The organism is Nocardioides korecus (assembly GCF_054778395.1).
In genome coordinates, this window is sequence record NZ_BAAGZO010000005.1 from 221833 (window position 1) to 234946 (window position 13114).

General features: G+C 73.3%; 16 protein-coding genes. 10 read left to right on the forward strand and 6 right to left on the reverse strand.

The window, feature by feature from the left end:
- Nucleotides 1-20: 20 nt before the first annotated feature.
- The 3 genes from dapE to ACYVDA_RS11795 are packed head-to-tail and all read left to right on the forward strand — an operon-like array spanning nucleotide 21 to nucleotide 2163.
- Entirely contained in the window at nucleotides 21-1097 is a 1077-nt protein-coding gene (gene dapE / locus ACYVDA_RS11785; RefSeq protein WP_460818552.1) for a succinyl-diaminopimelate desuccinylase, read from the forward strand.
- Nucleotides 1094-1849 (forward strand): LOG family protein, encoded by a 756-nt coding sequence (locus tag ACYVDA_RS11790; protein WP_460818553.1) that lies wholly within the window; start codon nucleotides 1094-1096, stop codon nucleotides 1847-1849. The genes dapE and ACYVDA_RS11790 overlap by 4 nt, the downstream gene beginning before the upstream one ends.
- Entirely contained in the window at nucleotides 1846-2163 is a 318-nt protein-coding gene (locus ACYVDA_RS11795) for a DivIVA domain-containing protein (protein WP_460818554.1), read from the forward strand. Before ACYVDA_RS11790 ends, ACYVDA_RS11795 begins: the two co-directional genes overlap by 4 nt.
- Here the strand turns inward: ACYVDA_RS11795 and ACYVDA_RS11800 are convergent.
- Nucleotides 2150-2965 carry an enoyl-CoA hydratase/isomerase family protein gene (locus ACYVDA_RS11800; protein WP_460818555.1) on the reverse strand — a complete coding sequence of 272 codons (816 nt, stop codon included), beginning with the start codon at nucleotides 2963-2965 and terminating at the stop codon, nucleotides 2150-2152. The genes ACYVDA_RS11795 and ACYVDA_RS11800 overlap by 14 nt on opposite strands.
- 175 nt (nucleotides 2966-3140) lie before the next feature.
- On the opposite strand from ACYVDA_RS11800, the gene ACYVDA_RS11805 reads away from it, so the two are divergent.
- Complete coding sequence (locus tag ACYVDA_RS11805) at nucleotides 3141-3308, forward strand: DUF3117 domain-containing protein (RefSeq protein WP_460818556.1); 168 nt, start codon at nucleotides 3141-3143, stop codon at nucleotides 3306-3308.
- Between the two features lie 78 nt (nucleotides 3309-3386).
- Nucleotides 3387-4910: a leucyl aminopeptidase family protein gene (locus tag ACYVDA_RS11810; RefSeq protein ID WP_460818557.1), complete on the forward strand. Its 1524-nt coding sequence runs from the start codon at nucleotides 3387-3389 to the stop codon at nucleotides 4908-4910.
- Nucleotides 4911-4952: 42 nt separating this feature from the next.
- Here the strand turns inward: ACYVDA_RS11810 and ACYVDA_RS11815 are convergent, their stop codons facing one another.
- Nucleotides 4953-5678, reverse strand: coding sequence for an O-methyltransferase (locus tag ACYVDA_RS11815; protein ID WP_460818724.1), 726 nt, complete (start codon nucleotides 5676-5678; stop codon nucleotides 4953-4955).
- Between the two features lie 126 nt (nucleotides 5679-5804).
- On the opposite strand from ACYVDA_RS11815, the gene sigE reads away from it, so the two are divergent.
- From sigE to ACYVDA_RS11835, 4 genes are read left to right on the forward strand one after another with little or no spacing between them, the layout of a single operon-like run.
- Complete coding sequence (gene sigE / locus ACYVDA_RS11820; RefSeq protein WP_460818558.1) at nucleotides 5805-6422, forward strand: RNA polymerase sigma factor SigE; 618 nt, start codon at nucleotides 5805-5807, stop codon at nucleotides 6420-6422.
- Complete coding sequence (locus ACYVDA_RS11825) at nucleotides 6422-6952, forward strand: hypothetical protein (protein WP_460818559.1); 531 nt, start codon at nucleotides 6422-6424, stop codon at nucleotides 6950-6952. Before sigE ends, ACYVDA_RS11825 begins: the two co-directional genes overlap by 1 nt.
- A 5-nt stretch (nucleotides 6953-6957) precedes the next feature.
- Nucleotides 6958-8304, forward strand: a complete 1347-nt coding sequence (locus ACYVDA_RS11830) for a S1C family serine protease (protein WP_460818560.1) — start codon at nucleotides 6958-6960, stop codon at nucleotides 8302-8304.
- A gap of 45 nt (nucleotides 8305-8349) precedes the next feature.
- Entirely contained in the window at nucleotides 8350-8745 is a 396-nt protein-coding gene (locus ACYVDA_RS11835; RefSeq protein ID WP_460818561.1) for a hypothetical protein, read from the forward strand.
- Between the two features lie 19 nt (nucleotides 8746-8764).
- Here ACYVDA_RS11835 and ACYVDA_RS11840 read toward each other — a convergent pair whose 3' ends face one another.
- Genes ACYVDA_RS11840 through ACYVDA_RS11855 form a run of 4 tightly spaced genes read right to left on the reverse strand, consistent with a single transcriptional unit; the run spans nucleotide 8765 to nucleotide 12189 of the window.
- Nucleotides 8765-9103, reverse strand: coding sequence for a sec-independent translocase (locus ACYVDA_RS11840; protein WP_460818562.1), 339 nt, complete (start codon nucleotides 9101-9103; stop codon nucleotides 8765-8767).
- A 7-nt stretch (nucleotides 9104-9110) separates the two neighbouring features.
- Entirely contained in the window at nucleotides 9111-10274 is a 1164-nt protein-coding gene (locus ACYVDA_RS11845; protein WP_460818563.1) for an Mrp/NBP35 family ATP-binding protein, read from the reverse strand.
- A gap of 20 nt (nucleotides 10275-10294) precedes the next feature.
- The gene (locus ACYVDA_RS11850) at nucleotides 10295-10930 is read right to left on the reverse strand and encodes a DUF1003 domain-containing protein (RefSeq protein WP_460818564.1); all 636 of its coding nucleotides are present in this window, start codon (nucleotides 10928-10930) and stop codon (nucleotides 10295-10297) included.
- Entirely contained in the window at nucleotides 10927-12189 is a 1263-nt protein-coding gene (locus ACYVDA_RS11855) for a magnesium transporter MgtE N-terminal domain-containing protein (protein ID WP_460818565.1), read from the reverse strand. Before ACYVDA_RS11855 ends, ACYVDA_RS11850 begins: the two co-directional genes overlap by 4 nt.
- 136 nt (nucleotides 12190-12325) lie before the next feature.
- Here ACYVDA_RS11855 and ACYVDA_RS11860 point away from each other — a divergent pair, with 136 nt between their 5' ends.
- The gene (locus tag ACYVDA_RS11860; RefSeq protein ID WP_460818566.1) at nucleotides 12326-13021 is read left to right on the forward strand and encodes a phosphocholine cytidylyltransferase family protein; all 696 of its coding nucleotides are present in this window, start codon (nucleotides 12326-12328) and stop codon (nucleotides 13019-13021) included.
- Nucleotides 13022-13114 lie beyond the last annotated feature (93 nt).

The following is a 13114-nucleotide window of genomic DNA, read 5'->3' on the forward strand; positions in this document are numbered from 1 at the left end:
GGGATGACAGGATGACCGCCATGTCCCTGGATCTCAGCCGCGACGTCGTGACCCTCACCGAGGCCCTGGTCGACGTGCCCTCGGAGAGCCGCGACGAGCAGGCCCTGGCCGACCTGGTGGAGGAGGCGCTGCGGGCGCTGCCCCACCTCGAGGTCACCCGCATCGGCCACTCGATCGTCGCGCGCACCGACCTGGGCCGGACCGAGCGCGTCGTGGTCGCGGGCCACATCGACACGGTGCCGGCCAACGACAACCTCCCGGTGCGCAACGACGGCACCCTCCTGCACGGCCTGGGCACCTGCGACATGAAGGGCGGGGTGGCGGTCGCGCTCCGGCTGGCGCACGACCTGGTCGAGCCGGTCCGCGACGTGACCTACGTCTTCTACGAGGCCGAGGAGATCGACGACGTCTTCAACGGCCTGGGGATCGTGGCCCGCGAGCGCCCCGACCTCGTGCGCGGCGACTTCGCGATCCTGATGGAGCCCAGCGACGCGGTCGTCGAGGCGGGCTGCCAGGGCACCCTGCGCGTCGAGGTCCGCACCACCGGCGAGCGGGCCCACTCGGCGCGCTCCTGGCGCGGCTCCAACGCGATCCACGCCGCCGGCGAGGTGCTGCGGCGCCTGGAGGCCTACGAGGCCCGCCGGCCGGTGATCGACGGGCTGGAGTACCACGAGGGCCTCAACGCCGTCGGCATCAGCGGCGGCGTCGCCACCAACGTGCTGCCCGACGAGTGCGTGGTGACCGTGAACTTCCGCTTCGCCCCCGACCGCTCCGAGGAGCAGGCGCTGGCGTTCGTGCGCGAGGTCTTCGACGGCTACGAGCTCCGGGTCACCGACTCCGCCCCGGGCGCCCTGCCGGGTCTAGGCGTGCCGGCGGCCAACGCGTTCGTCGAGGCCGTCGGGGGGGAGGTGAACCCGAAGTTCGGCTGGACCGACGTCGCCCGGTTCACCGGCCTGGGCGTCCCGGCCGTCAACTACGGCCCCGGCGACCCGATGCTGGCCCACAAGCAGGAGGAGCACGTGCCGATCGCGCAGCTGCACTCCTGCGAGGAGACCCTGCGCACCTGGCTGACCACCCCGACCGGGCCCGTGGCGTGAGCGCCGCCGACGAGCGGCCCCTGGACCGTCGCGAGCAGCGGCGCGGCCCCACCTTCCTGCGGGGCGCCCAGGTGCCGAGCTCCACGACCGACCAGCGCCTGCTGGACTCCCACGGCCCCGGCGACTGGGTGCACACCGACCCGTGGCGGGTGCTGCGGATCCAGTCGGAGTTCGTCGAGGGCTTCGGTGCCCTGGCCGAGCTCGGACCGGCGATCGGCGTCTTCGGCTCCGCGCGCACCACGGCCGACGACCCGGCGTACGCCCAGGGCGTCGAGCTGGGCCGCCGCCTGGCCGAGGCCGGGCTGGCCGTGATCACCGGCGGCGGACCGGGCGCGATGGAGGCCGCCAACCGCGGCTGCTGCGAGGCCGGCGGCACCAGCGTCGGCCTGGGCATCGAGCTGCCCTTCGAGGCCGGGCTCAACCAGTGGGTCGACGTCGGGGTCAACTTCCGCTACTTCTTCGCCCGCAAGACGATGTTCGTGAAGTACTCCAGCGGCTTCGTGGTCCTGCCCGGCGGCCTGGGCACCTTCGACGAGCTGTTCGAGGCGCTCACGCTGGTCCAGACCCAGAAGGTCACGTCGTTCCCGGTGGTGCTGCTCGGGGTCGACTACTGGTCGGGGCTGCTGGACTGGCTGCGCTCGACGGTGCTGGCCTCGGGCAAGATCTCGGCCTCCGACCTGGACCTGATGCAGGTGACCGACGACGTCGAGGAGGCTGTGTCGATGGTCCTGGCGGGGGTGGCGGAGAAGTGACCTGGTTCTTCGCGGTCCTGATCGTGCTGGCGATGGGCGCGGTGGCGGTGGTCGCCGCCGGGCACGGCGCTCCGCTCGGCCCGGCGTACGGCGACCGGCCCGACGTCGACCTGCCCGCCGAGGGACCCGTCACGGCGGAGGACCTGCGCGGGCTGCGCCTGACCACGGCCGTGCGCGGCTACCGCGTCGACGAGGTCGACGCCCTGATCGACCGGCTGGCCGCCCAGCTCGAGGAGACCCGGCCAGAGCCCCGCCCGGCCGAGCAGCGCGCCGAGGAGCCGGCCGCGACCGACGGGGACGTCACCGACCGTTGAAGGTCGGCTTCTGCTTGGCCACGAACGCGTCGACGGCGCGGTGGTGGTCCTCGGTGGCGCCGGTGAGGGTCATCATCGAGGACTCGAAGTCCAGGGACTCGGCGAAGGAGTGCCCGGCGGAGTGAGCGAGCGAGCGCCGGATCGCGCCCAGGGCCACCGTCGGGCCCGCGGCCAGCCGGCCGGCCAGCGCGGCGACCGCGCCGTCGAACTCCTCGGCCGGGGCCACCGTGGTGGCCAGGCCGAGCTCGAGGCACTCCTGGGCGGGCACCGTGCGGGGGAAGAACAGCAGCTCGGTGGCGCGGGCGTGGCCCACGAGCCGGGGCAGCGTCCACGACGACCCGGTGTCGCAGGACAGTGCGATGCCGGCGAAGGCGAAGTTGAACCCGGCGGAGTCCTTCAGGACGCGGAAGTCGCAGGCCAGGGCCAGGCTGACGCCGGCGCCGGCCGCCACGCCGTTGACCGCCGCGACGACCGGCTTGGCCATCGTGGCCAGCGCGGTGACGATCGGGTTGTAGTGCTCCTCGACGGTGTTGAAGAGCCGCTCGGAGCTGGTGTCGGCCAGGATCTGCACGTGCTCCTTCAGGTCCTGCCCGACGCAGAAGGCGCGCCCGCTCCCGGTGAGGACGACGCACCGTGCGGTCTCGTCCTCGGCGGCCCGCCGCACCGCCTCCAGGAGGGCCTCCTTGGTGGCGATGTCGAGGCCGTTCATCGACTCGGGACGGGCCAGGGTGATGGTCGCGACGCCGTCGGACACGGCGTACTGGACGGTGGCGGGTCGGGGCTCTTCGACGGGCTCGGTCATGGGTCCTCCTCGGTGGTGACGCCGGGCGGCCGCGTGGGCCTCCGGGGTTCTCGTCAGGGAGTCTGCCGCACCACGGACCGAGCCGCTGGTCGTGGCCGGAGCGGTGATGGGGAATAATGGCGGGTGAACTCGGGCGCCGGACGCCCGCGAACGACATTGGGAAGAGGGTGTGCAGATGGCGGCCATGAAGCCGCGGACGGGCGACGGCCCGCTGGAGGTCACCAAGGAGGGTCGGGGCATCGTCATGCGGGTCCCCCTCGAGGGTGGTGGCCGACTGGTGGTCGAGCTCAAGCCGGACGAGGCGACCGCTCTGGGCGACGCCCTCAAGGACGTGGTCGGCTGAGGCCGACCCTCTTCACTCGCGACGACCCCCGCCCTCCGGCACAGGAGGGCGGGGGTCGTCGGTTATAGGGTCGTCCGCGTGTCCCTCCCACCTCAGGCCTCCCCGCCCGCCTTCGTCCTGAGCGACCTGGCGCCGTCGCGGGCGGGCGCTCCCGTGGTGGCCCTGCCCGTCCTGCTGGGCGACGACGGCCCCGAGCTCGGTCCGGGGGCCGCCGAGGCGGCCGAGGACCTCGGGATCGACCTGCTCGAGGCCGCGGCGCGCCTGGGCGTGACCGGGGCCGTCGGCGACCTGGGCGACCTGCCCGTGCTCGTCCCCGCCTCGTCGCTGACCCGCGTGCTGCTGGTCGGCGTCGGAGCGACCACCGCCACCGACCTGCGCCGGGCGGGAGCCACCCTGGCGCGCGCCACCCGCGACGTCGAGGCGCTCGCCTCCTCGGTCGCCGCCGTCGGTGACGGCGAGGCCCTGGGGGCCTTCGTCGAGGGCGCCACCCTGGGCTCCTTCGCGTTCTCGATGCACCGCGACGGCCCCGTCGACCGCCCCGTGGGCCGGGTCGTGCTGGCCCTGACCGCCGACGCGGAGGCCCCGCGGCTCGCGCGCGCCGTCGCCGCGGCCGGGGCGTCGTGGACCGCCCGGCTGCTGGCCACCGTCCCGGCCAACGTCAAGACCCCGGCCTGGTTGGCCGCGCAGGCCGTCGAGGCCGCCGAGGCCGCCGGGCTGACGACGTCGGTGATGGAGGAGGACGAGCTCGCCGAGCGCGGCTTCGGCGGTGTCGTCGGCGTCGGGCAGGCGGCCGCCGCTCCGCCCCGCTTCGTGCGCCTGGACTACAAGCCCCGCACGGGAGCCCGCAAGGCCCCCCACGTCGTGCTGGTCGGCAAGGGCATCACCTTCGACAGCGGCGGCCTCTCGATCAAGCCCGGCGCCTCGATGGTGACCATGAAGCGCGACATGACCGGTGCCGCCGTCGTGGCTGCCGTGCTCGCGGCCCTGCCGGCGATGGACTGCCCCGTGCGCGTGACGGGGCTGCTGCCGATGGCCGAGAACGCCGTCGGCGGCGCCGCGATGCGTCCCGGTGACGTCGTCACCCACGTGGGCGGACGCACCACCGAGGTCACCAACACCGACGCCGAGGGACGCCTGGTCCTCGCCGACGGTCTGGCGTACGCCGTGGCCGAGCTGTCCCCGGACGCCCTGGTCGACGTGGCCACCCTGACCGGCGGCGTCAAGGTCGCCCTGGGCCAGCACCTGGCCGGCCTGTTCGCCAACGACGACGCCCTGGCCGGACGGCTCGACGCCGCCGGTGCCGCGTCGGGCGAGCCGGTCTGGCGGATGCCGCTCAGCTCGGAGTACGAGTCGAAGCTGGCCTCCAAGATCGCCGACGCCGACAACGCCCCGGGTGGACCGCCCGCGGTCACCGCGGCGCTGTTCCTCCAGCACTTCGTGGGCGGCCTGCCCTGGGCCCACCTCGACATCGCCTCGGTGGGCGACGCCCCCAAGGACAGCTTCGAGTGGACCGAGGGGCCGACCGGCTTCGGGGCGCGCCTGCTCCTGGCCTGGCTGTGCGGCGAGGAGCCGCTGGCCGGCGTACGACCGGCCAAGGGCTAGCCGGGGGCCTGCCCGAGGGTCGGGCGACCGGGCTGGCCAGGGCTAGGCGCTCCAGACCTTCTTGGCCACCAGCAGCCCGTCTCCGACGGGCAGCAGCGCCGGGACCAGGTCCTCGTGCTCGGCCACGGTGCGGACCAGCTCGCGCACGGCCGTGGTCGTGGCGTCGCGCTGGGCCGGGTCGGCCACCTTGTCGTGGCCCAGGGCGTGGTGGAAGGCCACGACGCCACCGGGACGCAGCAGCCGCAGCGCCTCGGTGAGGTAGTCGGAGTACTCCTGCTCGTCGCCGTCGCAGAACACCAGGTCGTAGTGGCCGTCGGTGAGCCGGGGGAGGACCTCGAGCGCGGACCCGGGGATCAGCCGCGCCCGCTGGGAGGCGATCCCGGCCTCGACGAAGCCCTGGCGGGCCAGGCGCTGGTGCTCGGCCTCGGTGTCGACGCTGGTCAGGACGCCGTCCGAGCGCATGCCGCGCAGCAGCCACAGGCCCGAGACCCCGGTGCCGGTGCCGATCTCGACCACGGCGCGGGCGTCCAGGACGGCGGCGACGAAGCGCAGGGCGGCGCCGGCGCCGGCGCCGACGGGGGTCAGGCCGACCTCCTCGGAGCGGGCGCGCGCTCCGGCCAGGACGGTGTCCTCGGCGACGTACTCCTCGGCGTAGGTCCAGCTCGCGGGCTTCAGCGGGGTGGTGATGGCGGTGCTCCTGACGTGCGGGGTGGGGCCGGGAGACCGGAGCCGTACGACGGGTGGGCCGGCCGCCCTGGTCGGGACCAGACCCTACCGCTCCGCCGCGGGGAACCGGGCTCCGGAGCCGTTCGTTCAACCCTCGTGCGCATGTTCTCCTCCGCCGCAAGGCAATCCCTCAGCGGTGTCTCAGGGAACCTCCCTAGCGTGAGGTCCATGTCCGAGCCGCTCCCCGACCACGTCGCCGTCGACCCCGCCCCGCAGGGTGGCGACGCGCTCAGCTGGGAGCAGATCGTCACCGACCACTCGGCCCGCGTCTACCGCCTCGCCTACCGGCTGACCGGCAACGGGCACGACGCCGAGGACCTCACCCAGGAGGTCTTCGTCCGCGTCTTCCGGTCGCTGCACACCTACCGTCCCGGCACGATGGAGGGCTGGCTGCACCGGATCACGACCAACCTGTTCCTCGACCAGGCCCGTCGCAAGCAGCGGATCCGCTTCGACGCGCTCAGCGACGAGGCCGCCGGCCGTCTGCCCAGCGCGCTGCCGACCCCCGACGTCGCCCAGATGGACCGGCTCTTCGACGCCGACGTGGAGGCCGCCCTGGCCTCGCTGGCCCCGGACTTCCGCGCCGCCGTCGTGCTCTGCGACGTCGAGGGCCTCACCTACGAGGAGATCGCGGACGTGCTGGACCTCAAGCTCGGCACCGTCCGCTCGCGCATCCACCGCGGTCGCGCGCAGCTGCGCGCCGCCCTGGCCCACCGCGCCCCGCGCCCGGGCCGCACCCGCTTCGCCGGCCCGCGGGTCGGTGGCCTGGCGGGGCAGCTGAGGTGATGTTCACGCTGAACGGCCACATCGGTGCCCGGGCAGCGGCGCTGGTCGACGGTCAGCTCTCCCGCACCGAGGAGGAGCGGGCCTGGTCCCACGTGCTGTCCTGCCCCGGCTGCCGGCGCCTGGTCGAGCACGAGGGCTGGACCAAGCGGCGGCTGGGCTCGCTCGCCGGGCTCCCGGCGGCCGGGGTCGACCCGTCGCCGCGGCTGCTCGGGTCGCTCCTGGCGGTGGACGCCTCGGAGGCGCGCTACGCCCAGGACACCCGGGACGCCTGGGACGCGGTGGAGGCCATCGAGGAGCGCAGCCGTCGTCGCCGCACGGCCGCGGTCGTGGGGGGCGGAGCCGTCGCCGCCTCGGTGCTCGGACTGATCGCCCTGACCGGTTCCCCGGCGGGCGAGGGCGAGCTGCCGGCCCGACCGTCGCCGGCCACCATCCGCGGCGAGGTCGTCGGCACGGTGACCGGGTCCTTGTCGGGGTCGGTGACGGGTCAGGAGACGAACGCCTCCGACACGTGGAGGCACAGGGCAAGATAGGTCGGGTGAGCCACCCCGACGCCGACGAGCCCGACCAGGCGAACCCCGCGACGGGGCAGCAGCCCGGTCCGGCGTCGCACCCCGGCCCGCGCTACCAGCAGCCCTACCCGGCCCAGCCGTACCCGACGCAGGGCTACCCGTCCCAGCCGGCCCAGCAGTATCCGACGCAGCCCTTCCCGCCCCAGCCGTACGCCGGCCAGCCGTTCCCGCCGTCCGCGGGCGCCCCCCGTCCGCTGCCCGCCGCCCCGGTGACGCCGCGCCCGCGCCCCGAGCGCAGCCGGGTGCCGGGCTGGCTCTGGCCGGCCGTGGCCGTGCTCGCGCTGCTCGTCGGCGCGGCGGGTGGCGCCGTCGCGGGCTCGTCGGTCGCCGGCGGCGACCGGACCGTGATCAGCGTGCAGCGACGCACCGCCCAGCCCCTGCCGGACGACAACACCAGCGTGGCGTCGGTGGCGAGCAAGGTGCTGCCCGGCACCGTCCAGATCGTCGCGGAGTACGACGGCAAGGACAACGGGGCCACCGGCTCCGGCTTCGTGTACGACGGGGCGGGCCACGTCATCACCAACAACCACGTGGTCGCCCAGGCCGACAAGGACAAGGGGCCGATCCAGGTCATCGACCAGGCCGGTCGCCACCTGTCCGCCACCGTGGTCGGCCGCAGCACCGTCTACGACATCGCCGTCCTGGAGGTGCCGAAGGCCCGGACCATCCCGCACCTCGCGCTGGGCTCCGCCACGCAGATGCGGGTGGGGGAGACCGTGGTGGCGATCGGCTCGCCGCTGGGGCTGTCCGCCACCGTGACCTCGGGCATCGTCAGCGCCGTCAACCGGCCGGTCACGACCGGTGAGGGTGCCAACGAGAACTCCTACATCAACGCGGTCCAGACCGACGCGGCGATCAACCCGGGCAACTCCGGTGGCCCGCTGGTGAACCTCCAGGGGCAGGTCGTCGGCGTCAACTCCGCGATCGCCTCCCTGGGGTCCTCGCTGACCTCCCAGCAGGGTGGCAACATCGGCGTCGGCTTCGCCATCCCGGTCGAGCAGGTGCAGGTCACCGCGACGCAGATCATCAAGACCGGGTCGGCGCAGTACCCCGTGATCGGGGCCAACGTCAGCCCGCTCTCCTCCCTGGACGGCGCGCGGGTCGACACGGTCGTGGCAGGCACGCCGGCGGCGCGCTCGGACCTCAAGCAGGGCGACATCATCCGCAAGATCGACGGCAAGCCCGTCACCAGCTCGATCGACCTCGTCGTGGCCATCCGCTCCCACGTGCCCGGGGAGAAGGTGCGCCTGCTCGTGCAGCGCGGCGGCAGGACGGAGACGATCGAGGTCGGGCTGGCGGCCAAGACCGGCTGACCCGTTCCACCCGCCCGGAGGGAAGAAAACGGGCATACTTCTCTCATGGGACATCACGAAGGGCACGCTGTGGCGGAGCGCTACGGTCTGGCCCGCGGCAACCGCGAGCGCCGCTGGACCGTCATCGTGGACGTGACGCTGGTGGCGGCCGCCGTCGCCTGGGTGGTGGTGCTGCGATCCGGCAGCGCCGCCCCGGGTCTGCGGTGGGCGGTCTCCCTGGTGCTGGTGGCGATGGTCGCCCACCGGGTGCTGCTGGTCTCGGACCGGCGCCGCCGTCGTCGCCGCGGTGCCCCCGCGCCCGCCCTCGGGGCGAGCCTGGGCGCCGCCCTCGAGACCGCGCTGGAGACGGCCCGCGAGAGCGTCGTCGAGCCGGTCCTGGACGCGGCGATGGAGCCGGCCGTCGCCGAGTCGGCCGGCCCGGCCGGTCCGCACGCCGCCTGAGGCGGACGCGCAGCTGCGGCTAGGTCGCCTCGTCGTCGTACGGCGGCCGCTCGCCGATCGCCAGCTCGACGCTCCTGGCGGGCTCCGTCGCGGAGGGCCGCTCGTCGTCGTCGTCCTCCATCGCCTCGAGGATGTGGCGGCGGATGGCCTGGCGCGGGTCGAGGTCGGTGAGCTTGAGGTCGGCGTACTCCGGCCCGAGCTCCTCGCGCAGCTGGTTCTGGGCGGAGTCGGCGAGGGTGCGCAGCTGGCGCACCATCCGACCGGCCTGACGAGCGAGGTCGGGGAGCTTGTCGGGGCCGAAGACGATCACGGCCACGACCATGATCACCGCCAGCTCCGGCAGGCCGATCCCGAACATCGCGTGGTCAGCCCTTCGCGGTGGGGCTCAGGCCCAGCTGCATGCCGGCCAGTCCCCGGCCACGTCCGGACAGGTGGCGGGCGATGCTGCTCAGGACGAGCGCACCCGGCGCCGTCGGGTCGGACTCGACGATCGGCTTGCCGACGTCACCGCCCTCGCGGAGGCTGACGTCGATGGGGATCTCGCCCAGGACTGGCACGTCGTAGCCGAACCGGCCGCCCAGCGTGGTGGCCACGCGGGCACCACCGCCGTGGCCGAAGATCTCCAGGCGGTGCTCCTCGCCCTTCTCGGCGCAGTGGGGGCAGGGCAGGAAGGACATGTTCTCCACGACGCCGATGACGCGCTGGTGCATCATCGAGGCCATCGTGCCGGCCCGCTCGGCCACCTCGGCGGCGGCCTCCTGCGGGGTCGTGACGACCAGGACCTCGGCGCTGGGCAGGTGCTGGCCCAGGGAGATCGCGACGTCGCCGGTGCCCGGCGGCAGGTCGAGCAGGAGCACGTCGAGGTCGCCCCAGTAGACGTCGGCGAGCATCTGCACGAGCGCCCGGTCGAGCATCGGGCCGCGCCAGGCGACCACCTGGTCGCGGCGCGGCTTGAGCATCCCGATGCTGATCACCGAGACGCCGCTGGGGGTCGGGACCGGCATGATCAGGTCGTCGACCTGGGTGGGGCGGGTGTCGGCCACGCCCAGCATCGCGGGCACCGAGTGGCCGTAGATGTCGGCGTCGACGATGCCGACCTTGAGGCCCTGGTGGGCCATCGCGACCGCCAGGTTGACCGTGACCGAGGACTTGCCGACGCCGCCCTTGCCGGAGGCGATCGCGAAGACCTTGGTGAGGTTGTCGGGCTTGCCGAACGGGATCTCGCGCTGGGCCTGGCCGCCCTGGAGGGTCTCGCGCAGGGTGGTGCGCTGCTCGGGGCTCATCACGCCGAGCTCCACCTCGACGCCGGTCACACCGCGCACGGCGGAGACCTCGCGGGTGGTGTCGTTGGTGATGGTGTCCTTGAGCGGGCAGCCGGAGACGGTCAGGAGCACCCGGACGGTCACCTTGCCGGTGTCGTCGACCGCGATGTCGTCGACCATGCCCAGCTCGGTGATCGGGCGCTTGATCTCGGGGTCCTGGACGCGGCCCAGGGCAGCCTGGATCTCCTCGAGCACGGGGGAAGTCATGTGCGACAGCCTACGTCGCGTCAGATCGCCTCGTCCGGGGCGTCCTCGGGACGATCGGTCAGCTCCTCGAGCAGGTTGCGCAGCTCCGAGCGCAGGAAGTCGCGCGTGGCGACCTCGCCGACCGACATCCGCAGCGAGGCGACCTCGCGGGCCAGGAACTCCATGTCGGCGTGCGAGGCGGCCGCGGCGCGACGGTCCTCCTCGTTGACGATCCGGTCGCGCACCTCCTGGCGGTTCTGGGCGAGCAGGATCAGCGGGGCGGCGTACGACGCCTGGAGGCTGAGCATCAGGGTCAGGAAGATGAAGGGGTAGTTGTCGAACCGCATCGACGAGGGCGCCAGCAGGTTCCAGCCGACCCACACGATCACGAACAGGCTCATGTAGATCAGGAAGCGCGCGGTGCCCATGAAGCGGGCGAACTGCTCGGCGAAGATGCCGAAGGCGTCCTGCTTCACCGACGGGCGGCGCACCAGCTGGCGCCGGACCTCGCGGGGCGTGTCGAGCCGGGCCGTGCGCTGCACCTCGGTGCGCTTCTCCGGCTTGCGCTCGACCTTCACGCCCTGCCGCTTGTCGGTCTTCTTGTCGGGCTTCTTCTCCGGGCGCCGGTCGGTGCGCTTCTCCGGCCGTCGGTCGCGGCGGTCCTGGGCGCCCGTCATCGCCGCCGGCCCACCTTGCGGTCGCGCCACCCCTCGGGCAGCAGGTGGTCCAGGAGGTCGTCGACGGTGACGGTGCCGAGCAGGCGGCCGTCCTCGTCGACCACCGGCGCGGCGACGAGGTTGTACGTCGCCAGGAACATCGCGACGTCCTCGAGGGTGGCCTCGGGCCGCAGGAAGTCGATGCCGGTGTCCAGCGCGCCCGCGACCAGGCTGGAGGGGGGCTCGCGCAGCAGCCGCTGGATGTGCGCGACGCCGAGGAGCTTGCCGGTGGGGGTCTCCATGGGCGGGCGGCACACGTGCACCAGGGCGGCCAGCGACGGGGTCAGGTCCTCGTTGCGGACGTGGGCGAGCGCCTCGGCGACGGTGGCGTCGGGCGGCAGGATGATCGGCTCCGGGGTCATCATGCCGCCGGCGGTCTCCTCGCCGTACGTCATCAGGCGCCGGACCTCGGCGGCGTCCTCGGTCTCCATCAGCTCCAGGAGCTGGGCGGCGGTCTCGGGCGGCAGGTCGGCGATCAGGTCGGCCGCGTCGTCGGCCGACATCTCCTCGAGCACGTCGGCCGCGCGCTCGTTGTCGAGGTGCTCCAGGATCTCGACCTGGTCCTCCTCGGGGAGCTCCTCCAGGACGTGGGCGAGCCGCTCGTCGTCCAGCGCGTCGACGACCTCGCCGCGTCGCTGGGCGGTGAGCTCGTGGATGACGTCGGCGGCGTCGGCCGGCCGCAGGTCGGCCAGGGTCGCGATCAGGTGGTCGGCGCCCTGGGCGCCGGTGCTCTGCTCGTGCAGGCCCTCGACGTCGTCCCACTCCACGACGTGGGTCTGAGGACGGCGCCGGAACCCCTTGGCGCCCTTGGTGCCCTCGGTCAGCGCCACCCTCGACAGCACCCAGTCGCGGGTGCGCGCCTGCTCCATCGCGACGTCGTACACGACGCCCTCGACGCCGGTGCTGACGACGCGCACCGGACGGTCGAGCATCTGGCCGATCACCAGCGTCTCGGTGGACCGCTTCTCGAAGCGGCGCATGTTGAGCAGGCCGGTGATGATGACCTGCCCGGCGTCGATGTTCGTCACGCGCGTCATCGGCGCGAAGATGTGGCGGCGTCCGAAGACCTCGACCACCATGCCCACCACGCGTGGTTGGCGGATCCCGGCCCGCAGCACCACCACGACGTCGCGCACCTTGCCCACCGGGTCGCCCGCAGGGTCGAAGACCGGCAGGCCGGCCAGCCGAGCGGCGAAGACGCGAGGAGGGGTGGTGCTCACGCCGGACCACCCGGAGGGGTGGTCCCGCGCCACGGCGAGGGGGGAGTGGTGCTCACAGGTCGCGAGCCTATCCGTAGGTATGCTCGCCGCGTCCGCGCCGCCGGTGCGCACCGTCGTTGCGATGAGGAGTCCGTCCATGACCAAGCAGGTCGTCATCCTGGCCGCAGGTCTCGGCACCCGGTTGGGAAAGCCGCACCCCAAGCCCCTGACGCCGCTGCGTTCGGGCGAGAGCATCATGCGCCGGGCCGTCAACGCCCTGCGTGCGACGTTCCCCGACGTCCACGTCACCGCCGTGGTCGGCTTCAAGCTGGACCTGGTGATCGAGGCCATGCCCGACATCTCGTTCGTCTACAACGAGGTCTACGACTCCACCAACACCTCCAAGAGCCTGCTCAAGGCGCTGCGCCTGTCCCAGGAGGGCGGGGTGCTGTGGCTCAACGGCGACGTCGTCTTCGACCCGCGCGTGCTGCCGATCCTGCGCGACCACATGGAGTCGGGCCGCAGCTTCGTGTGCGTCAACACCGACTCCGTGGCCGAGGAGGAGGTGAAGTACACCCTCGACGACGCCGGCTTCATCAAGGAGCTCTCCAAGCAGGTCGTGGGTGGTCTCGGCGAGGCCGTGGGCATCAACTTCATCTCCCCGGCCGACAAGGAGACCCTGATCAAGCGTCTCGACGAGGCCGGCGACCAGGACTACTTCGAGCGGGGCCTGGAGATGGCCATCGAGCAGGACGGCCTGAAGATCGAGGCCCTGGACATCTCCCAGTTCCACATCGTCGAGGTCGACTTCGACGAGGACCTCACCCGCGCCAACGCCTTCGTCGGCGACTGACGCCACGCCGCGGCCCGGCGGGGCACGGTCAACCGGCCGGGAGCAGGCTCACGACCCGCCTGCAGTGCTGAGGCCCGGTGCTGGGTCCGCTGG